The organism is Halocatena salina (assembly GCF_023115355.1).
In the GTDB taxonomy this organism is placed as follows: domain Archaea; phylum Halobacteriota; class Halobacteria; order Halobacteriales; family Haloarculaceae; genus Halocatena; species Halocatena salina.
On the sequence record NZ_CP096019.1, the window covers coordinates 2,149,625 to 2,173,352 of the forward strand.

Genomic DNA, 23,728 nt, shown 5'->3' on the forward strand with positions numbered 1-23,728 from the left:
CGAGGGCTACGGATTTGAGCCTGTTTCAATGCCTTGGTGGCTGCTGGCACAGTTGAAAGAGGCCCGTCTGGTCCGAGAAGGCCTCAGCCAGTACAGTTTCATGCCTGACCCGCTGTTGGCACAGTTGAAAGAAAGCATAATACAGTGTATACGTCTGGATCACAATGTGTTTCAATGCCTTCGTCGCCGCTGGCACAGTTGAAAGAGCATCCGACACGGAAAGGAATCAAGTCTTCTTGGAGTTTCAATGCCTTCGTCGCCGCTGGCACAGTTGAAAGCGTATGCTCAATTCTCGATGGACCATGAAATGTGGAGTTTCAATGCCTTCGTCGCCGCTGGCACAGTTGAAAGAGGGGGTGAAAATCCGTGGAGCGATCCAATAAAGCTTTCTCCATCGGTCTCATCGACCGTCCTCTTCGTGGACCCCCCCTGTACACGGACGTTATAAAGGTCCACGAAGCGAGGCCTCGATCCAGCCGAGGGGATAGTACTGCCACTCGGTTGAGTCATCAGTGTCCTCGCTAGGATCCGCTTCCAACCTCTGCACGCCTCGCCGCGTTTTTGGGAACTGATCTACCTGTCTGAATGTTGGTTCGACAACCTCACCACACTCTTCACATGACAGCGTATCCGTTTCGTCGTCTTCTATAGAGAGTTCGCCACCGCAGTCCGTCTCATTCTTGTGCGACAGCGTATCATCGACGTTCGTCAGAATCTTCGTCCTCGCGGGTAGCACTTCCATAACTGTCTTCGAATACTGACCGGTGTTTGCTCCCACCCGGAACAGAATATCCTTCTCAGACGGATCGCTGATGAATCGCTTCAGTCGCTCCTCGTAAAAGTTATCCATTACAGTGTTCTCCGAATCAGGCCATCCGAACAAGATGCTGCGTTCTTCACTAATCACTCCCTGCTGGAAGCGCTGCAGTGCATCGATGATCGTCGCCTGAATCCTGTCTTTCGTCAACTCATCTCCGAACACGGTAACGTCTGGCTCGGCACGAGATCCGAGTAGCCGTTGTAACAATCCGATATCAACTTGAATCTCCGTCGTAAACGTCGCCTGCGTTGCAGTATCGAGGCTCTCGGTTGGGAGCAGGAATTCGGCGTAAGTCGGAGAAAACCCCATCCACGAGGGATCGCCCGTTTCTTGTGACTCATCGTCCCGTTCCGCAGACTTGTACCGTCTCGTGTCGATTTCACAGAGCGCAAGCGTTGGATCGGAAACCGGATGGGCGTCCCGAATCGTCACACATCGTAGCAGATCACTCTTCAAATCGCCGCTTTCAGACCGGAACAACGCTGTGATATCTTCATCTTCGTCTACGTCTGCGATGGCTTTCTTCAGGAACGACCCTTTCGTCTTCTCATCGAGCACCCGATAGGCCAGTGCGGTCCTGAGCCACCCCTTCAGACTCGATCCGGGGATGTACGGCGTGTTGGTCCCGTCTTTGATCGCTACCTGAACTGGACTCCCCCGAATCGACTCCGAATCGACCCACGCCCGAAGTGGATACCGCGCATACGACTCCTCGACATCGGGCAGGCCAGCCATGCTCATCTCGTCTTTCATCACCGAGATAACGTCTTCGGCCTTGCCGGGATTGTCATCAAGGTACCGTGGTATATCGATGGCCTCCGCGTCCGCTCCATCGATCCGATACTCGTTCCCAACCTGAGTGTCGCCAGTTCCGATATGCACCGGCGATTTGACCGTCAGTTCCAAGTCGATCGTCAGTTCGTTCTCCCGCTTCATTCCCGATCACCCGAAGCGACAGCGCGCTCGTCAATGCCGACCGGCAGCGCGTAGCCGTACTGTTGGACGTTGTATTCTGGATGGTTGGCAACGATGGGATTGTACCCATACGTGTTCTTCACGGAGGTCGTGGTTGTTCTGGAGTCACCCCCACGGCTGGCGTCAGTGAGTGTGTCACTCCCCGCTCGCTCACTTGGTTCCTGTTTTCGTGGCAGGATCGATCCCTCCGCCAGTGTGAGCACGCGCTTTTTCCAGATGTTCTCGGGGGAGGTAAGCGAGTTCTCGACAACCCCTTTGCGCGGTTCGAGTTCGTAATATCCCTCCGAAAGAAACGGTTCCATCTCCTCTGGATGGGGAATGCACAGAGACAGCGAACAGACCCACTCATCGGTGGGTTCGGGGACATCGACGGATTCGACGCCCTTGATACGGAACTGGCCGTGTCCAATTGATGTATCGCCACCGATGCCTCGATCCTGAGCGACCGCAAGCCCATCTAAGACGAGATCTGTATCCCCATCAACACAGACGTGAAGCCCGCCATCGTCAGGGAAAAACACGGCGTCGCGGTGAAAGAGCGAGCCGTCTGTCGAACCAGTCAGCCGGTTGACGGCGTTGCGCGTCCGTTCGACGGTCTTGAACGGCGGTTGATCTGCCACCGTACCAGCCGGAACCAACACGCTGTTTTTGCGGTCGTATCGGTCGCCATCGACGGTGAGCGTCTCATCATCGAACCCGTCCAACAGCTCCCCGTCAGTGAGCGTTCCCCGTGCGATCATCGAAAAGAGATCAGCGGGGATGTACTTGATCTTCTGCCACGCCGTGAGTGCAGCGAGGCGCTCGTTGGTCATCTCCTCACAGCCAGCTTGGAGCAGAGGGAGCCGCGGCTTCGCAAGGAGGAACGTCCGGTCATTCCCATCGAGCAGCGGAAACAGTGATGAAATCCGAAACGGCGGTTTTCCCGCCTTGAACTGTGCGAGAACGTCTTCGAGGAATTTGTTCCCGTGCAAGTCCCGAATACCCCAGCAGATCGCTCCGAACAACGTGTCTGAATGAGGAATCTCACTGAACGGTCCGTCAGGAGAGAGTACTACTGATTTCATCGTCCGTTATACGTCCTCGAACAGTTCCCGTATCTCATCGAGCGTCATTTCGTCTCTGTCCCTCGTCTCATCGGATGCAGTCCCTCTGGAGCGGTAATCGTCGGCTGTTCGGGCGGTGTATCTCAGATCATCGAACGTTACTGATCCGTATCCCCGAGAACCACTGCCCCCGAGCCACGAATCTTCGAGCAAGGAAAGCCCCTGCTCGATGAGAGCGAGGTTGTCTAAGTCGGGCTGCCCACCATCGTCGAGATCGTACACGCCGTAGACGAATTCACAGTCGAACTCCGAATCTTTCGGAACGCGCTCGTTGCTCCGAACGTTCGCCGCCGCCGTGATCCGGTTGATCGAGTTCTCTGTTTTGATCTCCGTGTACGGAAGTACGGTGTCGAACTCCTCTTCCCATCTAATTTTGGTCTCCTCGGTCGGAAACGCGTCCCGGACGGAGAGACGAGTCGGACCAGTATTCGCGTCGATATCGGCAGGCGTGCCAAAGACGCGACAGATAGGACACGAAACGGCGTCTGCATCCCCACACTCGTGTGTATCTCCCTCAGAATCGACTTTGCCTTCGTGCCACTCCAGCAGAGAACGCATCTTTCCTTTGAGCGAGGAACCTGGAACGTAGGGATACCCCTCGGTCGGCTCTTTCACGACAGGGCCATCAACGCCGCCGATTTCGAGTGCCCCTTCATCACCGATGTGAAGCCCTGTTTCACAGGTGAGCGTGCAGTTCAATTCGACGTGTCCAAGCAGTCTCATTCGTCTTCGTCCTCCTTCATCGTGTCGTAGTAGTAATGGTACGCGACCGTCGCCTCCATGAGTTGAAAGAATCGCTCTAGATCGCCGTCGCCGTCCACAGCCGTCTCGATTTGACACCAGATCTCATCTTTGACCATCTCCATCCCACTGGCTTCGTTCTCATCTTCTGACTCGTTCTCTTCTTCGTTTTCTCCCTCGTTCCCCGAGCCAGCGTCACGAGCGGCCATTCGAAAGAGAAGTGGTCGGAGAAGTTTCAGCTGATCTTTTGCTTGCTCTTCGTTCTGGTTCTCGTACTCGCGTTCTGCGTCTTTGATTTGTGAATAGATCCTCCGTAACTGCGTTTTGGAAATGCCTGCGTCTGCGAAACATTCCCCGTACGATTCGCCCTTGTCGTTGATTTCGTCCGCGTTGTTCAGTGTCGTCATGAGTCGATCACCTCGTTGTCAACGCCGCCCACGAGATCGGGACGGTGATCTGTGACAGGGATCTCACGATATCGTCTTCTAATCCGTCCTCGATCACATCCGTTAGGTCATCCTCTTGCTCTCCTGCGACGTGCCGCGCGAGCGCGTATTTCACGGTCCACGTCCGCTTGACACCAGTCGGAACCGGTTCGGGTCCCACGCCCGCTGAATCGATGTCCTGCCCCAGTTCGAGGAGGGTGTGTAGGAACGATCGAGACAGCGTTTCGTCGGCTATCAACGTCTCTAGCTCTTGTCCGAGATCGATCAGATCTAACATGCTGGGATCGCTATCGCTGACCCAGCTCTGGGTCTCTCCGAACAGCCATGCGGCGTTTTTCTCGCCTGCTCCATCGGGAAACGATTTCGCGCGTTCGAGTCGCTCTTCTGCGTGTTCGATCGCCCGTCCGATCGGATACTTCGGTTTCATTCGGTAGAACCCCCCACTGATGGTGAGCGTCTCCGAGCAGTACGCCGCTAACTGCGCTCGGATCTCGCGCCCGAAGTCGACTGCCTCATCCCATGGTCCGACGAAAAACAGGTCGTCACCACCCGAGAAGCCGATGTAGATCGGTGGAATGCGCTCGACACACTCCTCGTGAGGAACATCCTGTTCGTCAGTCAATCGGTAGTAGGACGCCTCATCCGGTTCGCATTCACGCCGGTGTTCGACCGTCCGCTCGTCCATCTCTTCAAGTTGCTTTTCACACTCCGAACACAGGTCGACAGCGTGCACGTAGGAACATTCCTTGGCAAGTTCGTTGAGGTAGCCCTCGAAGAACAGCGACAGCGTTCGCCCAACCGCACCGAGCCGGGCCGGGCCGTGATCCATCGCGGATGAGATCGTCTGCCCGAGGTCGTCGATGTCCATCTTCACCACGTGGTTGAACGCCTCCTCGCTTCTGGCGAGCTGGGCTTGTTCGGGGAACGACCAGACGCGACTGATGCCACCATCGTAGGGCACGGTCGTCCCGGCGGAGACGAACCCCCAAGGATCGATCGATCCGGGGCGTTCGGTCGAGTTCACCGAGTACACTCGATCGGCCGTCCCGGCTGTGGACGCGAACTGCCAGCAGACGGGACCATCAGATAGCTCCCGACCGAACTGGAACTGGTCGTCGTCCCTGCTGTCCGGATCGGACTCGAATTCGAGCCGGAGAATCCCCGAGTCGGGGAGCTCCTTGCCGATCGCCTCCTGCGTTTCACACTCGTGACACCGGTCTTCTCCGTGAGGTTTGTCCCCGCCACAGATCTGACACGGCTCGAATCGGGGTTCGTCGTTCCATTCGTCGATGATGGGCGTTTCATACACCGATGCGATCGATTTTCCTTTTCTGAGCTTCCGCCTGTCGCTGTCGCGTGCCACGCGTTCGAACAGCCCGTCAAACGAGTCTGCCGAGCCGTCCGCGTCGGCGCGACCCACCACGAAGCTGAGTTCTCCTGCGAACCGTTCGAACAGTTCGGTGTTGATCCCTCGTTCGAACTCTGCCAACTGCTCCGAGACGGCGTCGGTCTCCGAGTCCGTCTCGATCGGTGGTACGACCGCGTAGAACTGCCCGCCGCCGCTCCAGATCACACTCGTGCTCGGCAGCTCCATCTGCTCGAGAAACAGCGTGCTGAGGCTCTCGGTGAGCAGCCACAGCTGGGTGCTCCGGCCGCGCATGCGCTTGGCGATGTTGTCCTGAGCGTCGTCGGCGTTTTTCATCCGGTGGAGAAACGACTGAATCCCCGAGAGATCGCCTTTCACGAGCGTGAAACACGATCTCTTCCCGTCTCCGTTCGTACTCTCCGTTTCGTTCGCAATCGCTCGGATATCGCTGGCTTCGAGGTCGGATCGGCAGAGCGCGACCCCGATAGCGGCCGTCGTGCGCAGGTGGTCGTACAGCGAGAGCGCGGGCGTGTCGGGAAACGCCGGAACGCACCACGTGTACTTTTCGAGGAGGTGCACGAGCGTCTCGTAGCTGTCTCCTTGCTTGATCTCCTCGGTGAGTCTGTTCCACAGCTTTTCGTACCCAAATTCGGCCGTCTGGGAGTGGTCCCCAGCGCTTTTCGGAAACAACGTCTCCCGATCGATGGACAGCTTCGAGAGTGGATACGTGTCTCTGATCTCATCCTCCGAAACGGCGTTGAACACGCTTTGAAGCCGGATCGGCTTCTCGTCTGTATCGACACTCCCATGATCCGACGCGAGTTGACTCGCTGCTCGCACCACGAGCGCCTCTCGACGAAGATCTTCCGAGATACCCCGAGGCATCGAATCAGCGTGGTGCAGTTCGACCAACCGCGCCGCCCGGTCGTCACCGATCCGCTCTCGGAGGAACGTCACCGTCTGCTCGGCGTGATCGAGATCGGGGTTAGTCCGGCTTCGGAGCCGCCCGATCTCACTGAACAGACACGCCAACTGGTAGGAGGGTGCTGACGCCGTCATATGATTTCCGACCAGTATTCATCGTCATCGATCTTTTCGCAGAGTTCGGAGAGAGTGCTCTCGATTTTAGTGTCCGTAGGTTTGTCCTCCGTTTTGAATCCGGAGTGGGCGTACCAGTTCCGATAATTTCCGAGTTGATTCCAGAGCGAGATCGCAGCGATCTCCATGTCGGTGTTCTTTTGCTTTTCGCGTTGCTTACCAAGCTGTTCAGTTACAGTGTCTCGAATCCCGTTATCATCGAGCCAGTTATCAAGATCTGCTCTTTCTTCCAGTATGACCCGATTGATGAACAGCTCCCTTGCACACTCAAGCGCCACCCGATATTGGCCTTTCTTGACATAAAATCTAATGATCTCCCTCTGACGATGGATCTCATCAAAATCAAGCGATATTTCGTTCCAGTTTCGAGAACTCCCCTCGACAGCGGTTCTTTCGAGTAAATCTGAAAGCGGGTTGAGAAAGCGTTCTTCAGGACCGATAAGTTGGCCATCCTCAATCGTTTCTATCTCATTGAGAGTGGATCGAGCTGCAGTTCCAGCCTTGAGCGGTAGGCCACCATCAAGATTCTGACTAGTCCCACCAAGTCCACTCACAAAATCGTCAAGATTCGTTGGATTAATTTTATCACTACCTTTATATAGTTTCCCTTTACGCTCTTCAAGAAGCGCATGGATCGGTCGAAGCTCCCCCGTTCGTTTAAACGTATTCACCGCATGATACCACTCCATCAGCGTATGGAGATATGTCATATCAATAATCGGTGACTCCTCGTTTTTACCCTGAAACTTCCCGTAGTAGATCCGGGCGAGTTCAATGTCATCGAGCGCGTCGAGATGCATAATCGTCGTGAAAAACACCATCGGGAGCGTGCGGAATCCATACGTGATGTCAAGTACCACTCGATCTGGATCGCGCTCCCGAATCATTTCGATCAATCTTTGCATGAGCGCATCAATTTCTTCTCTATTTTCTACATCTGATATATCTTCGAATTCGCATGGAACATTCACCTCTCCAAACGCTTGTTCCAGTTCCTCGTCGTACTCATCTGCCGCTTCCTCAGTCCTCGCAACGAGTGCACGATCGACCTCCACCAGTTCAGAGAGTGCGACCGGGCTGAATTCTGTTGAATAACTGTCATCATCAAGCGCGTAATCGGTCTCAGAATACCCGTCTTTGCCTCCTGTCCCCATACTAGAGACGAGGAGTGTTTCCTCATTCATAAGTGACCGATCAAAGGTCGATACAGTTAATAAATCCTGTGGCTCACGTTACGTTATGCGTTGTCTCGTGAAGCTGCGATCGACTCAACGACAATCGTACACCTCTGCCTACCATATTAAACTCCAAGGCCTTCTATACCGGATTCTCGCGGAAGCAGGATACGAGTTCGTCCATGAAGAGAATCCATTCAAATTCGTAACCTTTTCGAACATCTTCCCACCGACAGACATGAGCGAGGGCGATCGACGAACGTGGCTCGTCGCCAGCCCCCACGAGCATCTCATCCGGAAGTTCTCAGAGACCATCAGGGAGTACGACACCGTTTCGGTCGGTGAGCAACGGTACGTCGTCGAGTACACCTCGGAGTTCGAGATCACGCCTGAAGAGCACGCTACCGTCGAAACCGGCACGCCGATCGTGGTTCGGATCCCGGAAAGCCGGTGTGAATCGTACGGGATCGACGCAGAGTACGACGATGTGTACTGGCGATTGGAGCATCCCGAGGAGGCGTTCCAAAACGAGATCGAGCGGAATCTCGCCACGAAATATCGACAGTACTACGACCGTGATCCCCCAGAACGTCCGTACTTCACCGATCTAATCCCGAAAAAGGAAGTGGCTATTCCATTACACTATGATGATGAGGTGGTGCAGACGATCGCAACGACGTGGGAGTTACAGTACGACTGTCACACCCGTGCCGAACACCGGTTGATGCGCCTCGCGTACAGCGCCGGACTCGGTGAGCTGAACACGACCGGGTTCGGGTTCATCAACGACGCGTGATCACTGGAAGCCGATCCGCTCGCCCTGTTGTTCGACCATATCCTGACCGCCCCGGAACCGGTCTTCGATCTGTTCGTAATACCCGCGGATGTCGTCGGTGATCGTCGGCCGCACCGACTCCATCGCCTTGCGGAAGTGGCGCATCTCGACGTCTTCAGTTTCGGGATCGTCCCGAAGCGCTTCGATGGCGGCCTCCCGACAGATGCTCTCGATGTCGCTGCCGACGTACCCGTTCGTGAGTTCCGCGAGCTCTCGGAGGCTCACGTCGGGGGCAAGCGGCGTGTCGTCGGTATGAATCTGGAAGATTTGCTTTCTGCCTTCGAGTTCTGGCTCGCCGATGTAGACCAGCCGATCGAACCGGCCCGAACGGATGAGCGCGGGATCGATCATATCCGGCCGGTTGGTCGCAGCGATGACCATCACTTCTTCCATCTGTTCGAGTCCATCGAGTTCGGTCAGCAGTTGGTTGACCACGCGCTCGGAAACGTTGGTGCCGACCTCTCCCCCGCGGTTGGGCGCGAGACTGTCGAGTTCGTCGAAGAAGATGACCGTCGGCGAGACCTGCCGCCCTTTCCGGAACGTTTGGCGGATCGCCTTCTCCGATTCACCGACCCACTTCGAGAGGAGCTGTGGCCCGCGAACGCTGATGAAGTTGGCGTTCGTCTCGTTTGCCACCGCCTTGGCCATGAGCGTCTTACCGGTACCGGGTGGCCCGTACAGCAACACCCCCGACGGCGGGGAAATACCGAGCCGTTCGAACCGTTCGGGGCTGTTCATGGGCCATTCGATCGACTCTTGGACCTGACTTTTCGGATCGTTCAGTCCGCCCACGTCGTCCCACGTGATCTTCGGGAGTTCCACAAGCACCTCCCGCATCGCGCTGGGATCGACCTCGTTGAGCGCGCCTTGGAAATCACCGCGCTTGATGATCATCCGATCGATGAGACTCGGCGGGATATCCTCCTCATCGAGATCGATCTCGGGAAGGTACCGCCGGAGCGCCTTCATGGCGGCCTCTTTCGTGAGCGATTCGATATCAGCTCCGACGAATCCGTGGGTCTCGTCGGCGAGCGTGCTGAGGTTCACGTCGTCCGAAAGCGGCATCCCACGGGTGTGGATCTGTAGGATCTCTTCCCGTCCGGATTCGTCGGGCACCCCGATCTCGATCTCCCGATCGAACCGACCGGGGCGGCGAAGCGCCGGATCGACGCTGTCGACGCGGTTGGTCGCGCCGATGACGATGACCTGCCCGCGCGATTCCAACCCATCCATCATCGTCAACAGCTGGGCGACGACCCTGCGCTCGACCTCGCCGGTGACGTCCTCCCGTTTGGGAGCGATCGAGTCGAGCTCATCGATGAAGATGATGGCCGGAGACTCCTCGCTCGCGTCCTCGAAGATCTCCCGAAGTTGCTGTTCGGACTCGCCGTAGTATTTCGAGATGATTTCCGGACCGGCGATGGAGAAGAAACTCGCGGAGGTCTCGTTCGCAACGGCTTTTGCAAGCAGCGTTTTCCCCGTTCCGGGAGGCCCGTGGAGGAGTACTCCCTGTGGCGGCTCAATGCCGAGCTTTTTGAAGATCTGTGGGTGCTTCATCGGAAGCTCGACCATCTCTCGGACCCGCTGGATTTCGTTTCGGAGTCCGCCGATGTCCTCGTAGGTGATTCCAGCACCGCGGCTTTCGAACCCCGAGATCGGCTCTTCACGGAGTTCGACGTCCGTATCCTCGGTGATGAGCACCACGCCCTCGGGCTCGGTTTCGACGGCGATCAAGGGTATGGCCTGACCCGGCGAGCGCATAAACGGATGGTTCGTACTCGACATCACGGGCACGATGTCTCGCTGGGCGACCGGTCGCTTCATGATCTGGCGTTTTACCATCCCGGCCGCATCGCTGCCGAACTGCACGCTCGCTTCCTCCGGCGGCGCGAGGACCAACTGCTCGGCCTTGTTCGCTTCTGCTTTCCGGATCTTTACCCGCTCACCGATCCCAACATCGGCGTTCTGTCGAGTGAATCCGTCGATACGAACCGTATCGGTGTTCCAGTCTTGCCGGTCTGCCCGCCACACCTTTGCGGCGGTCGTATCGCTGCCCTCTATTTCGATGATGTCGCCCGGACTCAGCTTCAAATGAAGCAGTGTGTCCGGGTCGAGACGAGCGATCCCACGTCCCGAATCATTCGGGTACGCCTTTGCCACCTCCAGTTGGACTTCATTCATGGTACTGCGCGGTTAGTAGAAATCGGCCCCCCTGAGTGATAGCCCTTTTGCTCGCAGTACGGACATGAATCGGTTTGAAATCACGTTCGATCGGCATGAATTGCACTACGCGAACGTTCCAGTCGGGATCACACGGCTTTTCGTGGCGGATCACGATCGATCCGTATGCAGACGCTCGCGTTCGACGGTCGGATGGGTGCCAGCGGCGATATGATTGTGGGTGCGCTGTTGGCCGTAGGAGCTGACCGCGATCTGCTCACGCGCGTCGAACACGCGCTTGCAGTCGAATACGATGTTGGAGCGACGACGAAAAACGGAATCCGATCGACGCGCGTTGTCGTCGGACGGACGGCCACTGAGCACGACGCTGGGGACGACCACAGTCACGATCACGCCCCCGATCACGATCACGAGCATGAGCACGATCATGACCATGAGCACGCCAACGATCACGTGCATGAGCACGATCACGAGCATGAGCACGCCAACGATCACGTGCATGAGCATGAGCACGCCGAGGGAGGCGGTCCGTTGCGGACCTATCCGGAGGTGACCGAGATCGTCGAATCGATGGAGCTACCGTCGTCGGTCGAGGCGACTGCGACGGCGATCTTCCGGCGACTCGGGGAGGCGGAGGCGTCGGTTCACGGCACGTCGCTCGAAGCAACCCATTTCCACGAAGTCGGCGCTGACGACGCGATCGCGGACATCGTGGGGGCAGCGCTCCTGTTCGACGATCTCGGGGTCGAGCGCGTCGTGACGACACCGCTGTCAACCGGCGGGGGGGAGGTCTCGATGAGTCACGGTACGTATCCCGTTCCCACACCGGCAGTCGCCACTATCGCCGAACAGGCCGACTGGGCGCTGTGTGGCGGGCCTGTCGACAGTGAACTGCTCACACCGACGGGAGCTGCCATCCTCGCGGAGGTCGCCGACGGCGTCGAGACGCTTCCGACGCTCGATATCGAACGGTCGGGATACGGCGCTGGGAGTCACGAGTTTCTCGAACATCCGAACGTGCTTCGTGCGCTCGTCGGCCGATCGCGTGGGAGGCTGATCCGAGATGATATCCGGGTACTCGAAACGAACCTCGATGACGCCACGCCCGAACTGCTCGGGGGGCTACAGGAGTCGCTTTCGGACGCTGGCGCGCGCGACGTTTCGATCCTTCCAGCCACGATGAAGAAATCCCGTCCCGGCCATCTCGTGAAGGTTATCACCAAACCCGAGGACGCCGAACGCGTCGCTCGGCGGCTGGCCGAAGAGACGGGAACGCTCGGCGTTCGAGAAACCGGTGTCGATCACCGGTTCATCGCGGACCGCTCGTTCGAAACGGCCACCGTGGAGATCGAGGGCACGACGTACGACGTGTCGGTCAAGATCGCACGCGATAGCGACGGAGTGGTGTACGACGTGAGCGCGGAGTACGACGACGCGGCAGCGGTTGCGTCGGAAACGGGACACCCAACGCGGGACGTTCTCAGACGGGCGGAAGACGCGATCGAAACGGACCGTACCGCGAGGTGAGGGTGACGGTCAGTCGCGGTGTCGTTCGAGCGCTTGCTCGATGCTCAGCTCACCGAGCGCTACCCGCCGTGCGAGTGCTTTGTCGATGGTCCGATCCCCGTTGCTCTGTTCGCGTGAGCGCTGTTTGATCGCTTGTAGCTCGCCCGGCGTCGGTTCGACCTCTCGGCTGTGGATCGGATCGCCCGTTATCTGGGCGATGTTGGCGGCCGCAAGCACGTCCCCCATTCCCCGCGCACCGGTACCGAGTGAGGGTGTCGTTCCCGTCTCGTCGACCAGCTCGATCGGCACGTCCGGCAGCTCATCGATGATTCGTGTGCCCTTCAACCGTGCGCCGTCGCCGATACGAACGAGCGGATCGACCGCTCCCTCGATCTCCGTAGCGACCGTTTCTGCCACGTCGGTAAGCGGAACGTGAAACGCCGCCACGATCATCTCGCCGGAGAACACGGCGATCCCCGGCCGATCGCCGGGATCGATACCAACGATCGTCCGTCCACTCCCGCGAAGCACGGCAAGCGCGCGTTCGACGGCTGCCCGTGACTCCACAGCGTCGGCTCGGACGATGTCGATCCCGAGATCGTCGGACCACTCGTCCTCGCTACCAGTAATGAGCAGCTCTGTTGCCTCCGGAAGGGGGCTTTCAGGCTCCCGAGTGGTGAACTGCACGCCCCGGTCTCGAAGCTCGTTCACCACTCCATGGTACACCTCGAAATCCGATGTGGCGACGACGATCACACATCGAGTAGATGCTCGTCCGATTAAACCGTTACTGGCGTCCAGTTTCGGACGCCAGTCTCACGGTGTTTCGGTGGCAGCGATCCCCGTGTCAGTGATTCGGAACCGTGTGCGCTCGCCGGTGGATTTCGATCGGTGCTTTTCGAGCAGTGCCCGTCTGTTGCCACCCCGAAACCGCTCGAGACGGATGACGGTACCAGACCAGTGCATGAGTGTGTGTCCGCCGAGCGGTTGTGCCTGTTCCGTATCGGGGTCGGTGAACACCTGATTGGTGATGAGGACTGCGAGATCGTACCGGCGGGCGAGCGACAGCAGATGTGTGACCTGCCGGGCGACTGCTCGAAGCGCGTCGCCGTCTTCGCGTTCGGTGCGTTCGAGGCGGTAGAAGCCGGTGGCGCTGTCGAGTACGATGAGATCGACCGTTTGAGCGATCTCTTCGGCGTCCTTGACGGCCTCTTCCTGTTCTTGAAACTCGAGAGCTTCGCTAATGATCACGCGTGATGTCAGATCACCGATGTCGGGGCCGGATTCCGTTTCCGTCCGACCGTCAGCTTCGCGCGAGGAGCGATCCAGTCGCGCGTATGCCAGCTGTTCGAGCCGATCGATCGAAAGATCCTCGGTGTCGATATACAGGACGCGTTCCCCCGCAGCTGCCGTTTCGATCGTCGCCGAAAGCGCGAGATTCGTCTTCCCCGAGGCAGGCGGACCGTACAGCTGTGTGATCGCACCGCGGCCGAGACCACCACCGAGCAGATCGTCGATGGCAGAGCAGCCGGTCGTGATGGGGGTAGAACTCACACCTCTGATAGGTGAGGCTGGGTAAAAACGTCCACGGTCCGTCCGTCGGTCGTCATTCTTTTGCCCACTCGTTGCTCCGATTCACCATGGCTGATTCGCGTGCGGATCTGGCCCGACGGATGGCCGGAGAGGTCGTTCTGAGCGACGATCCAGGAACCACGCTTCGCAAGTGGCGCGATGACTTTGGCGTCTCCCAAACCGCGCTCGCACAACAGCTCGATGTCTCGCCGTCCGTCGTATCCGATTACGAGAGCGGCCGTCGACAAAGCCCCGGCATCGCGGTCGTTCGACGCATCATTGAGGCGTTGCTCGACATCGACGAGGCGAGCGGCGGCGAACACATCCACCGATACACTCGCGTGCTTTCGGCCGGGTTCGAAGGCGACGTGGTCCACGACTTGCGAGAGTATCCGACACCGACGTCGATCGAAGAGTTTCACGACACCGTCGAGGCCACGGAGCTAGTCGACGGTGACAGAACGACGATCGCTGGCCACACCGTCATCGACTCCATCGAAGCCATTACACGGCTCTCCAGCGAGGGATTCTACCGGCTGTACGGCCAATCGACCAACCGCGTTCTCGTCTTCACCAACGTTACGCGGGGAGAATCCCCACTCGTCGCGTTGCGCGTCGTTTCACCGACGCCGACTGCCGTGGTTCTCCACGGACTTACGTCCGAGGAACTGTGGGACCACGCGACCGCACTGGCTGCCGTTGACGGCTACTCGCTCGCGGTGACAGCGCTCGAACTGGACGAAATGCTCGAACGGCTCCGAATATCGCCGTGATTGTGAAACATAACAATAACAACATGATCGCACCAACGGACATTTCAACAATATGTATGAATATTGGCGTGTGACAGACGGTACACTATCTATCCCCAGTCGTGGAAGAGTAATGGATTTAATACCACGAATTCATGTTACACAGTATGAACACTATTGATGAGGTACACATAGCGCCGCTGGGATACGAGTACGATCGGGTGTTGGGGCCCGCGTGTCGGTACGATATTGACGTCATCTATCTCCTCGAACACGACGAACCGGTGGCGGACAAGCCGGATTACCACGAGACGCTCAAAGAGGAACTCGTCGAGACGGGCATCGAACCCCGTTCGCGGACGGTCGATCTCATGGACGTGTACGATGTGTTGGGCGATGTCACCACGCTGGTTTCAGAACACGCGGACGACATCGTTCGCGTCAACGTCTCAAGCGGGTCGAAACTCTCGGCGGTCGGTGCGACCATCGCGTGTATGGCGACCGACGCGACGGCGTACTACGTCCACCCCGAAGGATACGCCCACGCCGATCGTGCCGAACGCCAAAGCTACGGGTACGTCGACGACGAAGTGCTCCCGACCTACCCGATCGAGTCCCCCACGAGGGATCAGGTGGCAGCGATGGACTTTCTTGCATCGGAATCGACCGAGATATACACGCCGAAGAAAAAGGACATCATCGAGTACGCCGAGGAGAACGAACTCTCGTTCGTTTCGGAAAATCAACCCGCAAACGACAAGGCGAAGTTCGCCTTGCTCAACGCCAACATCATCGATCCACTCAAAGAAAATCACTACATCGAGGTGAACACGGTCGGGCGACAAAAGCAGGTCACACTTACTGATACCGGTCGGAACGCGCTGCGTGCGTTCCGACACAAGATATGAGCGCTCTCTGGAGTAGCGACGACGCGTTTCCATCTCTGTTCTCCGCCATTCGACTTGCGTCCGTGTGTGATCGTTCGGAGTGACACTCGAACCCGAGGAGTCCTCGATACAACTGGGATCAATATAGATAGTAGCGATAGTATTCATGCTACCAATACCATCGATAGGATGGATAGCGATTCATGTCACGCGATAGAATTGAACTAGTAGTGGATCCATTGTTCAGTTGATGATGCCTCAGTCGATCCCCGATCGATCGAACACGCCGTTGTGGAGATCGGCTCGTGGGCTCACAAACATCCGTGCGATCGGATCGGTTGCGATCCCCGCCTCTCGCTTTGGCCTTCCGTTCGTGCAGTTACCGGTCCCTCGTGTTCGGATTAGGCTGGGGCATCATCATCACCGTTCGCTGGGAACCGTCCCCCCGTTCGGGGGACGGAGCGTGTGAGACAGAGCGTGTGAGCAATCAAATAGGAATCGTGCGCCGCCATATACGCCGTTTTTGTTTAATTCTAGGGTTGTAGTGTCTGGCTCACCGAACGAGTGTAGTTGCTGGGAGGAGGCTGAGGACATCGAGAACGACCACCGAGAGATACAACTGTCCAATGCCGGCCAGAATCATCGCCACTGCTGCGATCGTTTGGAAGTGGTCAGTAAAGTGACCGAGCTGTCGCCACACGTCGGTTCCGACCGTGGCCAGCAACGTCATTCCCACGAGCGGGAGAGCGACGGCTAGCGCGTACGCTCCGAAGATGATTGTGGCTTGAAGCGGGGGAAACGCGAGCGCTTGGGTCAGGACACCGAGGAGGACCGGAACGACACACCCCGCTGCGGCGGCGGCGTATGCTGCGCCGAACAGGCCGAATCCGAGCACGGAGCCGGAACGTTCGGGCAGTTGAATCCGGAGTTCGGGCGCATGGCCACTGAGCAACAGCACACCGAACGCGATCAGTGCGATCCCGACGATCGGTTCGAGCAGCGGCAGATGTTGGAGCACCGTCCGCCCCAACGTGAAGCCGACCACACCGATCCCACCGAGAACGGTGAGCGCGCTCGTGGCAGCGAGAACGGCGGGGAAAACGACGCCCGTTCGTCTGGTGTCCTCGTGATGGAGGAAATAGCCGACGTATCCCGGCAAAAGCGGGAACGCACACGGTGCGAAGAAGGTGGCGATACCCCCCGTTACCGCGAACACGAGCGCACCGGTAAAAGTCGCTGAGCCGATCATTACCACCGGTCGGGATCACCCATCGTTTCCGAGCGCGGTTTCGATGTTCGACCGGAGCGTTTCCGCCGTCGTCACTCCGTCGTGTTGCCACGTGATCGTTCCATCGGCGTCGCTGATAGCGACGTACGGCAATCGACTGGCGTTGAGCGCCGACATGAGATCGCTCTCGGGATCGAGGCCGACCGTCCAGTTGCCGCCGTGTCGCTGCCACCACTGACGGATGTCATCACGGGTGAGCGTCTCGCCGACGTGTTCGTTCGTCACGGAAACGAACGTGACGGCCGAGTCGCCACCGTACTCTTTGGTGACTGCCGTCAACGCCTCCATCTGTTCGATGCAGGGCGCACACCACGTTGCGAACAGATCGATCACCGTCACGGTATCGGCTGCCGGTATTCGGTTCGTTCCCGATGTGGAACCACGGGCGTCGATCGTCCTGATCTCGATCGGTAGCCCTGACCCGTCGGTGTCGGACAGCGTTCGAGTACCGAACCACGCGCTGGCACCGAGAATCCCTACACCGCTAAGCCCGGCTAACAGCTGTCGGCGACTGACGGCCCCTCCCGAGTCCGATTCCATCCGTGGCTCACCGTAGTTTTTTCAGATCGTCGATGATCTGCTCTGTGTTCGGAGATCTCTCTCTGTACGCCCGTTCGACGTAGCCGTCGGCGTTGGCGAGCACGACTACCATCGTATGCGTGAACATGTAACCGTCGTTGTTTTCCATCGGATCCTTTTTGAACTTCACACCAAACTTCTTTTGGATGACTTCTTTGGCGCGCTGTTCTGATTCTGGCCGAAGAAATTTCCAATTGTCCACATCAGTGGCGATATTCATCTTTTCGGTGTACGCTTCGAGCCGTTTGGCGTCGTCACGCGCCGGATCGAACGTTATCGGCACGAAGGTGACCGAATCGGCGTATCCGTTCTTGATCGAGTCCATCTGTACCTTCTGCAGAGCGCCGACGAGCAGCGGGCAGACGGTTCGACAGTGACTGAAAAAGAACGTCGTGAGAACCGGCGTATCGATTTCCCTGATCGATATCGACTTCCCGTCGGTCGGTGCCGGAACCGTCACGTCCGGAAGCCGATCGTTCCAATTCCGATATGGGTATTTATCAGAATATTCCTCGGGCTGGTCGAGCGTCACGTTCGGATTGGGATCCAACGCACCACCGAGACAACCAGCAACTGCTCCCAATGTCCCCGTTCCGGTGACTGCGAGCGATTTGAGAACCCTCCGCCGCTTCATATCTCCCTAGGTGGGTCCGAGGGATAAGGCCTGTTTGGTTCGATTCACGAACGAACGAGTGGCCTCCTGCCGTTCGATGATCGCGCCAGAACGGTTACAAAAGCACTCCGAGTACAGTCGGCTGTTCATGACGTTCCGCGAACAAGGGCGCGTGAGAAGTCGGCGAAACGTTCTCAAAACCGGTCTCGGAATCGCAGTCGGGGGAGGAACGATCGGACTGGTGAGTCAGCGCGCGGCGGCTCATTTTCCCGACGAACTGGCCATCGACATCCGGCCGGGAAGCGACCGAAACCGAATCGCCGGGGGCTGTCGCGGGCTCGTTCCGGTGGCTGTGCTCCCCACGACGATCGAGACTGACGGTTCATCGACTGCTTTCGATCCGACCGAGCGGGCCGTGCGGTACCGGTTTGGTGCGCCCGACACCGTCGAGAACGGCGGGGGTACACGACCCGTCCACGATGGGCACGTTTTCGAGGCATCTGAGGGGTGCGACGCTCTCATGTTGCACTTCCGGGTCGATGGAACGGGATTCGACAGGGATACGTCAGTTGGAAAGCTCGTGTGGGAACGCTCGGAGAACAGTGAACACGGATACGCCGGAACGGATCGAGTGACGGTCGTCGGCGATCGATAGTAGACTCCCGTCGATCACCGATACGCCAGGTTCATGATCCACTGGGAGAAGGCGTCGCTGTTCGGCTCTACTTCGTCGTCGGCGACGAACGGCGACAGCATATCACCCGCCATGAGCAACGAGAAATCCAGATCTCGCGTTGCAGGCGTGAGATAGTACGTGTTGTGTCCGTTGTACACTGCATCCTCGCGCTGAATGAGTCCCTGTTCGGCTAGCGATTCGACGATCCGACTGCCGGTTCGGGACGATACGTCGAGTTCTTTCCAGAAATCGCTTTGATGGATTCCGCCCGTCTCGCGGATGAGCGCAAGACCTGCGCGTTCGTCATCCGAAAGGTCGTCCTCATCGGCTGTAACGCTCATGATGCGCATTTGGGCTGTGGACGGTTTAACTTAACGCAGGCGCTAGGTCCCCTCCCTATTTCTCGGATCCAGCAAATCGATCCGCGATTTGCGCGATCCCGTCATTTACGACGGGGAGGATGTCACTGCGCTACTCGGTCGCTTCGCTCCTGTGGATACATCCGTATCTGCCGCGTTGTGGAAGCAGGAAGTCCTACCCTCAAGCGCAAGCCGTCAGGCGAGCGGTAAGGTAGTTCACCTGCTTTGTCAACTACCGCTCTGGAGGTGGTACCGAACATTCCCGATCGATCTCCGTGTCACCGTTGTCCTCCTGCCGGAGACATTCACTAGATACGAACCGATGGATTCATGATATGTGACTGTCTCGTCGGTGTATGGTATCTATCGGTACGAGAACGAGATACATCACAGTTCGATCCATCACGGTTGGTGAACCGTTGTGAGAGGCGAACTGGATCCCCAAGTCGACGTTATTCTCGAACTCGTAAACGATTACGACATCACGCTCTCGGGGGAGGACGTTTCCGAATCGAGGCAGGAGCTCGAAACGATGATCGGTCTCGCCGGCGACGACCCGGTTTCTGTGGGTGAGGTGACGGATTTCACCATCGACGCCGAAGACCGGAATCTACCGGCCCGAGCGTACATCCCTGAGGGGGAGGGACCGTTTCCTGTCGTCGCCTTCTTCCACGGCGGGGGGTTCGTTCTCGGAAGCGTCGATGCCTACGATAACCTCTGTCGCCTCCTCGCACAGAAATCGTCGTGTCTTGTGGTTTCGATCGAGTACCGCCTCGCGCCGGAACATCCGTGGCCAGCGGCGCTTGAAGACTGTTATGCGGCGACTCGGTGGCTCTCACGCAACGCCGACCGGTTCGGGGGTGACGGCACGCGGCTAGCGGTTGCTGGCGATAGCGCGGGTGGGAACCTTTCGGCCACAGTGTCGCTGCTCGCCCGCGATCGCGGTATGGTTGCCATCGATCGTCAGATCCTTCTCTACCCGTCGACCGCTTCTTTCGAACCCATGGATTCACGCGCTGAGAACGCGTCGGGGTATTTCCTCACGGCCGAGGATCTCGTTTGGTTCGTCGGACATTACATCGAAGACTCGTTCGACGCGCACAATCCGCTCGCATTCCCGCTTCAGGCGCGTGATCTCTCGGAACTGCCGCCGGCGTTCGTCCTCACGTGTGGATACGATCCGCTCCGCGACGAGGGAATCGCGTACGCCGACCGACTTCGTGATGCCGGCGTCGATGTCTCCCACACCAACTACGAGTCGATGATCCACGGCTTTCTCACCATGGAAGGAATCGTCGACCGCGCCCACGACGGTATCGAGGAGATCGCCGCCTATCTCCGGCGCGAGTTGCATCCCTAACGGGTCGATCGTGTACCGACGAACAGCACACGACCTATTTCCGTTCAGTGCTGCCGAGACGCGAGCTGTTCGTCGATCCGTTCGAAGTCGGTTCGACAGGGAGGACCGTCCGCGAACGCATACTGATCCCGGCCGTCGCTGTCGATACGGATGAGTGATGACGACCGAGTGCCAAAGCCGTCGCCGTGGATGCAGACGCCGAATTCGTGGTCCGACAGAGCGTTCGCGACACGCTCGTGCCACCTCTGTGCTGACTCGGCGGGTCGTGGTTGGAGGTGTTCGTAGAGTCGGCGGCCGTTTTCGGCCTGCTGGCGGCTCGCATCGGGACGGGCTGAGTGAATGGCGTACTCCGTGTCGTATCCGACGTTCATGACGACGTGGACGCCCGGTGACAGCGTGGACACTGACGGTCGCCCGTCGTATTCGATGAGAAGTGCGCTGTTCTCGTCGGCGACGAGGAGGTTGAACGCGTCGTACGTCCGGGTGTCCAACTCGCGCTCGACGGTGCGACAAGCAGCAGTCGCGTTCTGTCGTTCGAGTGCATCACGGACGAGTAGCCCACGAGACCGCTCGCCGTCGAGATCGGCATCGACCCAACCGTTCGTGATGGCGGCCACCACCCCGTTTTCGTTGTACCCGATCCATGTGCCACCGCTTTCCTCGTCGATCGGTGCGAGCACCTGCGGGTCCCGGTCGATGATCCGTGGTGGGTGTGACGGCCGGTCGTACAGTTCGTCTCGATTCGCCCCGAGGAGGATCGGTGTCTTCTCGAAGACTTGCCACGCGATGATGAGAGTACACACGCCTCAACAGAGGTGACGTGGCGTTAAGTCGTGCGCGCCGTCAAGCGTTCGCGAACCGCTTTGCGGTCAATAGTTCCCGATGCGGTTCTCGGGATCGATCCGAATGCGATGATCCGAGGCCGCTTGTGGCTCGACAACCGGGATCGACAGTGAGCATCGATCGCCTGCTTTTTGACGGTGTCCGATCGTTCGAGCAACACGCCGATTCGTTCGCCCCACTCTTCGTCAGCAACGCCGACGACTGCCGCGTCGGTGATCGCGGGATGATCACACAACACCCCAACGATCTCGTTGGGATCGACGGTTTCGCCGCCGGTGACGATGCGGTCGTCCACCCGTCCTTCTATCCACAGCCGGTGGTCCGTGTCGAGATAGCCGATGTCGCCGGTTCGAAACCCGTATTCACAGAACGCCGCCGCCGTCGCTTGTGGATCCTCGTAGTAGCCGGGCGTAACGGTAGGTCCGGAGACAACGATTTCCCCGCGCTCACCGGCCGGAACCGGGGTACCGCTGGAATCGACCACGGTGACAGCCGTCAGAAACAGCGGCCGCCCGACGGTTCCGGGGGTCGCCGTCGCCTCGCTTGGCCGGGCGGTAGTGATCTGAGAGGCAGCTTCGGTCATTCCATACGTCGGACAGACCGGGATGTTCCGATCGTCACATCGTCCGATCAGTGCTTCAGTAGCCGGTGCGCCACCGAGGAGGACGCTCCGAAGCGAGTCGGGAAGCGTCCCCGCATCGAGGAGCCGATCGAGCACGATGGGCACGAGCGAGACGCCGGTGGCTTCGTATTCCGTCAGCGCGTCGAGCAACGGTTCAGGATCCGTCGGGGCGAGCAAGAGACAGGTTCCATCGATCACTGCTCGGTAGATCGGTGCGAGTCCACCCATATGATGCACCCCGAGCGGGGAACACCACCGATCCGTCGGAAGCACGCCGAGCCGATCGGCCGAGGCGACGGCGCTCATAAAGATGTTACCGACCGTCAGTACGACGAGTTTGGGGTGTCCGGTCGTCCCCGAGGTGAACAGCATGACGAGCGGATCATCGAACTGCCACTCGTGGACGTCGATCGGTGCTTGCGGTTCCTCGGCAAGCGCCCGGATCTTTCCGCCCGAATCGACCGATCGAACGGGGACCGACGGATCGACGGCAGTGACGAGCTGCTCGGTCGCCCGCTCACAGATGAGACAGTCGGGATCGGCGTGCTCGAACTGCTCTGTAAGCTCCGACTCGGTCCCATCGGGGTCGAACGGGATCACGACAGCACCGACGCGCATTGCGGCATGAACGATCCGGACGGCAGCCGATCGGGAGTGGAGTACGATCCCGATGGTCCCGTCGGTGACAGCGAGTGCTGTCAATCGAGCAGCCAGTTCCTCGACAGCCACATCGAGCGCGGCGTACGTTTCGCTCGCGCCAGTCGTCGACGCGATGAGAGCTGTCGCATCGGGCGATACGACGGCCCGGTGGGAGAGCCAATCACGCATCGGTTGCTTTTGAGCGTCCGACGGAGTTGCCGGTTGCGGTTTCGCCACGGACACCGACGCCAGCCGTCTGTGGAACGGCGATCTGTCCCCGTGTAACCGATGGGCCACAGGCGAGATCGGTGTCCAGCAGCTCGCCAGTAGCTAGTCCACACGCGGCCACGTTCGGGATGGCAGCCCCGACGTGGATCGCCCCTGCACGGGCGTACGCAGCGTCGATGGTGGTCGTCACGACGGGAGTAACGTCGGCTCGCACCGCTCGCGCCAGTCGGGCGGTGGCGTGCGCCCGGTCGACGCCGCCCAGCACCATCGGCTTTATTACCAGTACGTCCGCCGCCCGGGCAGCGAGCACCCGTGTGATCGATGTGGTCCGCACGGTCTCATCTAACGCCACGCCGATGTCGGTTTCCGTTCGCAGGATGGCGTGGCCCTCGATATCCGTCGAGGCAAGCGGCTGTTCGACGTAGCTCACACCCGCGTCTTCGAACGCCTCGAGCGCAGTGGTGGCTTGTTTGCGGCTCCACGCCCCGTTCGCATCGCCACGAAGCTCAACCGTTGGACCGACAGCCGAGCGGACGGCGCGCAGCCGGCTCACATCCTCAGTGACCGAGCGCGCGCCAACCTTACATTTCAAACAGGAGTAGCCACGATCGACCGCGTTCTCGGCAGCCGTTACGGTTTCGGCCACCGTTCCGTCACCGATCGTCGCGTTCACGGGCACTGAGTCGATGTGTTCCCGACCACCGAGATACCGATACAGCGGCTGTCGTGCCCGCTTTGCCCGGAGATCCAGACACGCGAGCGTGAGTCCGTGACGCGCCGCCGGAGCCGAGCGCAGAACGTCCCCGAACGCCGCATCGACGGCGTGACTGGATGGACACGTCTCGAACGTCCAGCCGTCTTCGATCCGTTCGAGCGCGGCTCGACAGTCTTCGATCGATTCAGTCCAGCCGTCAAGCGGCGTCGCCTCTCCGATCCCACATCGCGTTTCGGTTTCGATCCGGACCAAAAACCCCTCCCGACGTGTGATCGTCGCGCTCGCGGTCGTGAGCGGATCGGACAGCGCCACCGCGAACCGTTCGAATCGTACTGTACACGTCATCGTC

General features: G+C 58.9%; 22 protein-coding genes. 6 read left to right on the forward strand and 16 right to left on the reverse strand.

Features of this window, described 5'->3' with window-relative positions; translation table 11 throughout:
* Positions 1-442 precede the first annotated feature (442 nt).
* Genes csm5 through MW046_RS11025 form a run of 6 tightly spaced genes read right to left on the reverse strand, consistent with a single transcriptional unit; the run spans position 443 to position 7,733 of the window.
* Positions 443-1,756, reverse strand: a complete 1,314-nt coding sequence (csm5, locus tag MW046_RS11000) for a type III-A CRISPR-associated RAMP protein Csm5 (RefSeq protein WP_247993150.1) — start codon at positions 1,754-1,756, stop codon at positions 443-445.
* The gene (gene csm4 / locus MW046_RS11005) at positions 1,753-2,859 is read right to left on the reverse strand and encodes a type III-A CRISPR-associated RAMP protein Csm4 (protein WP_247993151.1); all 1,107 of its coding nucleotides are present in this window, start codon (positions 2,857-2,859) and stop codon (positions 1,753-1,755) included. The genes csm5 and csm4 overlap by 4 nt, the downstream gene beginning before the upstream one ends.
* Before the next feature lie 6 nt (positions 2,860-2,865).
* Entirely contained in the window at positions 2,866-3,621 is a 756-nt protein-coding gene (gene csm3, locus MW046_RS11010; RefSeq protein WP_247993152.1) for a type III-A CRISPR-associated RAMP protein Csm3, read from the reverse strand.
* A complete protein-coding gene (gene csm2, locus MW046_RS11015; RefSeq protein ID WP_247993153.1) occupies positions 3,618-4,046 on the reverse strand; it encodes a type III-A CRISPR-associated protein Csm2 in 429 nt (142 codons plus the stop codon). The genes csm3 and csm2 overlap by 4 nt, the downstream gene beginning before the upstream one ends.
* Positions 4,047-4,053: 7 nt before the next feature.
* Positions 4,054-6,510, reverse strand: a complete 2,457-nt coding sequence (gene cas10 / locus MW046_RS11020; RefSeq protein WP_247993154.1) for a type III-A CRISPR-associated protein Cas10/Csm1 — start codon at positions 6,508-6,510, stop codon at positions 4,054-4,056.
* A complete protein-coding gene (locus tag MW046_RS11025) occupies positions 6,507-7,733 on the reverse strand; it encodes a TM1812 family CRISPR-associated protein (RefSeq protein ID WP_247993155.1) in 1,227 nt (408 codons plus the stop codon). Before MW046_RS11025 ends, cas10 begins: the two co-directional genes overlap by 4 nt.
* A gap of 55 nt (positions 7,734-7,788) precedes the next feature.
* Between MW046_RS11025 and cas6 the strand changes: the two genes are divergently transcribed.
* Complete coding sequence (cas6, locus tag MW046_RS11030; protein ID WP_247993156.1) at positions 7,789-8,520, forward strand: CRISPR-associated endoribonuclease Cas6; 732 nt, start codon at positions 7,789-7,791, stop codon at positions 8,518-8,520.
* Here cas6 and MW046_RS11035 read toward each other — a convergent pair whose 3' ends face one another.
* Positions 8,521-10,740, reverse strand: coding sequence for a CDC48 family AAA ATPase (locus MW046_RS11035; protein ID WP_247993157.1), 2,220 nt, complete (start codon positions 10,738-10,740; stop codon positions 8,521-8,523). It lies immediately after the preceding gene.
* A gap of 165 nt (positions 10,741-10,905) precedes the next feature.
* Between MW046_RS11035 and larC the strand changes: the two genes are divergently transcribed.
* Positions 10,906-12,267, forward strand: a complete 1,362-nt coding sequence (gene larC, locus MW046_RS11040; protein ID WP_247993158.1) for a nickel pincer cofactor biosynthesis protein LarC — start codon at positions 10,906-10,908, stop codon at positions 12,265-12,267.
* A gap of 9 nt (positions 12,268-12,276) precedes the next feature.
* Here the strand turns inward: larC and MW046_RS11045 are convergent, their stop codons facing one another.
* Both MW046_RS11045 and radB read right to left on the reverse strand, forming a co-directional pair.
* Positions 12,277-13,002: a hypothetical protein gene (locus tag MW046_RS11045; protein ID WP_247993159.1), complete on the reverse strand. Its 726-nt coding sequence runs from the start codon at positions 13,000-13,002 to the stop codon at positions 12,277-12,279.
* Positions 13,003-13,062: 60 nt separating this feature from the next.
* Positions 13,063-13,800 carry a DNA repair and recombination protein RadB gene (gene radB / locus MW046_RS11050; protein WP_247993160.1) on the reverse strand — a complete coding sequence of 246 codons (738 nt, stop codon included), beginning with the start codon at positions 13,798-13,800 and terminating at the stop codon, positions 13,063-13,065.
* Between the two features lie 86 nt (positions 13,801-13,886).
* Here radB and MW046_RS11055 point away from each other — a divergent pair, with 86 nt between their 5' ends.
* Both MW046_RS11055 and MW046_RS11060 read left to right on the forward strand, forming a co-directional pair.
* Positions 13,887-14,591, forward strand: a complete 705-nt coding sequence (locus tag MW046_RS11055) for a helix-turn-helix domain-containing protein (protein WP_247993161.1) — start codon at positions 13,887-13,889, stop codon at positions 14,589-14,591.
* A 146-nt stretch (positions 14,592-14,737) separates the two neighbouring features.
* The gene (locus tag MW046_RS11060; protein WP_247993162.1) at positions 14,738-15,478 is read left to right on the forward strand and encodes an HFX_2341 family transcriptional regulator domain-containing protein; all 741 of its coding nucleotides are present in this window, start codon (positions 14,738-14,740) and stop codon (positions 15,476-15,478) included.
* A gap of 532 nt (positions 15,479-16,010) precedes the next feature.
* Here the strand turns inward: MW046_RS11060 and MW046_RS11065 are convergent.
* The 3 genes from MW046_RS11065 to MW046_RS11075 are packed head-to-tail and all read right to left on the reverse strand — an operon-like array spanning position 16,011 to position 17,958.
* On the reverse strand, positions 16,011-16,706 hold the full coding sequence (locus MW046_RS11065) for a cytochrome c biogenesis CcdA family protein (protein WP_247993163.1): 696 nt from the start codon (positions 16,704-16,706) through the stop codon (positions 16,011-16,013).
* 15 nt (positions 16,707-16,721) lie between these two features.
* The gene (locus MW046_RS11070; RefSeq protein ID WP_247993164.1) at positions 16,722-17,285 is read right to left on the reverse strand and encodes a TlpA family protein disulfide reductase; all 564 of its coding nucleotides are present in this window, start codon (positions 17,283-17,285) and stop codon (positions 16,722-16,724) included.
* A 7-nt stretch (positions 17,286-17,292) separates the two neighbouring features.
* Positions 17,293-17,958, reverse strand: coding sequence for an SCO family protein (locus tag MW046_RS11075; protein ID WP_247993165.1), 666 nt, complete (start codon positions 17,956-17,958; stop codon positions 17,293-17,295).
* 34 nt (positions 17,959-17,992) lie between these two features.
* Here MW046_RS11075 and MW046_RS11080 point away from each other — a divergent pair, with 34 nt between their 5' ends.
* Complete coding sequence (locus MW046_RS11080; RefSeq protein WP_247993166.1) at positions 17,993-18,592, forward strand: hypothetical protein; 600 nt, start codon at positions 17,993-17,995, stop codon at positions 18,590-18,592.
* Between the two features lie 14 nt (positions 18,593-18,606).
* On the opposite strand, the gene MW046_RS11085 is transcribed toward MW046_RS11080, so the two are convergent.
* Complete coding sequence (locus MW046_RS11085; protein ID WP_247993167.1) at positions 18,607-18,954, reverse strand: helix-turn-helix transcriptional regulator; 348 nt, start codon at positions 18,952-18,954, stop codon at positions 18,607-18,609.
* A gap of 439 nt (positions 18,955-19,393) precedes the next feature.
* Here MW046_RS11085 and lipP1 point away from each other — a divergent pair, with 439 nt between their 5' ends.
* Entirely contained in the window at positions 19,394-20,332 is a 939-nt protein-coding gene (gene lipP1, locus MW046_RS11090; protein ID WP_247993168.1) for a LipP1 family hormone-sensitive lipase, read from the forward strand.
* A 44-nt stretch (positions 20,333-20,376) separates the two neighbouring features.
* Here lipP1 and MW046_RS11095 read toward each other — a convergent pair whose 3' ends face one another.
* From MW046_RS11095 to MW046_RS11105, 3 genes are read right to left on the reverse strand one after another with little or no spacing between them, the layout of a single operon-like run.
* Positions 20,377-21,135: an NRDE family protein gene (locus MW046_RS11095; RefSeq protein WP_247993169.1), complete on the reverse strand. Its 759-nt coding sequence runs from the start codon at positions 21,133-21,135 to the stop codon at positions 20,377-20,379.
* A 23-nt stretch (positions 21,136-21,158) separates the two neighbouring features.
* Complete coding sequence (locus MW046_RS11100) at positions 21,159-22,625, reverse strand: class I adenylate-forming enzyme family protein (protein ID WP_247993170.1); 1,467 nt, start codon at positions 22,623-22,625, stop codon at positions 21,159-21,161.
* Positions 22,618-23,724, reverse strand: a complete 1,107-nt coding sequence (locus MW046_RS11105) for a mandelate racemase/muconate lactonizing enzyme family protein (RefSeq protein ID WP_247993171.1) — start codon at positions 23,722-23,724, stop codon at positions 22,618-22,620. The genes MW046_RS11100 and MW046_RS11105 overlap by 8 nt, the downstream gene beginning before the upstream one ends.
* Between the last annotated feature and the right edge of the window lie 4 nt (positions 23,725-23,728).

Excerpts from the sequence above, each read along its gene's own strand:
- cas10 (WP_247993154.1), bottom strand. The coding sequence starts at position 6,510 with ATGACGGCGTCAGCACCCTCCTACCAGTTGGCGTGTCTGTTCAGTGAG.
- MW046_RS11100 (WP_247993170.1), bottom strand. The coding sequence starts at position 22,625 with ATGCGTGATTGGCTCTCCCACCGGGCCGTCGTATCGCCCGATGCGACA.
- MW046_RS11060 (WP_247993162.1), top strand. The coding sequence starts at position 14,738 with ATGAACACTATTGATGAGGTACACATAGCGCCGCTGGGATACGAGTAC.
- csm3 (WP_247993152.1), bottom strand. The coding sequence starts at position 3,621 with ATGAGACTGCTTGGACACGTCGAATTGAACTGCACGCTCACCTGTGAA.
- larC (WP_247993158.1), top strand. The coding sequence starts at position 10,906 with ATGCAGACGCTCGCGTTCGACGGTCGGATGGGTGCCAGCGGCGATATG.
- MW046_RS11065 (WP_247993163.1), bottom strand. The coding sequence starts at position 16,706 with ATGATCGGCTCAGCGACTTTTACCGGTGCGCTCGTGTTCGCGGTAACG.
- cas6 (WP_247993156.1), top strand. The coding sequence starts at position 7,789 with ATGCGTTGTCTCGTGAAGCTGCGATCGACTCAACGACAATCGTACACC.
- MW046_RS11025 (WP_247993155.1), bottom strand. The coding sequence starts at position 7,733 with ATGAATGAGGAAACACTCCTCGTCTCTAGTATGGGGACAGGAGGCAAA.
- MW046_RS11035 (WP_247993157.1), bottom strand. The coding sequence starts at position 10,740 with ATGAATGAAGTCCAACTGGAGGTGGCAAAGGCGTACCCGAATGATTCG.
- csm4 (WP_247993151.1), bottom strand. The coding sequence starts at position 2,859 with ATGAAATCAGTAGTACTCTCTCCTGACGGACCGTTCAGTGAGATTCCT.
- csm2 (WP_247993153.1), bottom strand. The coding sequence starts at position 4,046 with ATGACGACACTGAACAACGCGGACGAAATCAACGACAAGGGCGAATCG.
- MW046_RS11075 (WP_247993165.1), bottom strand. The coding sequence starts at position 17,958 with ATGAAGCGGCGGAGGGTTCTCAAATCGCTCGCAGTCACCGGAACGGGG.
- MW046_RS11105 (WP_247993171.1), bottom strand. The coding sequence starts at position 23,724 with ATGACGTGTACAGTACGATTCGAACGGTTCGCGGTGGCGCTGTCCGAT.
- MW046_RS11085 (WP_247993167.1), bottom strand. The coding sequence starts at position 18,954 with ATGAGCGTTACAGCCGATGAGGACGACCTTTCGGATGACGAACGCGCA.
- MW046_RS11055 (WP_247993161.1), top strand. The coding sequence starts at position 13,887 with ATGGCTGATTCGCGTGCGGATCTGGCCCGACGGATGGCCGGAGAGGTC.
- csm5 (WP_247993150.1), bottom strand. The coding sequence starts at position 1,756 with ATGAAGCGGGAGAACGAACTGACGATCGACTTGGAACTGACGGTCAAA.
- MW046_RS11070 (WP_247993164.1), bottom strand. The coding sequence starts at position 17,285 with ATGGAATCGGACTCGGGAGGGGCCGTCAGTCGCCGACAGCTGTTAGCC.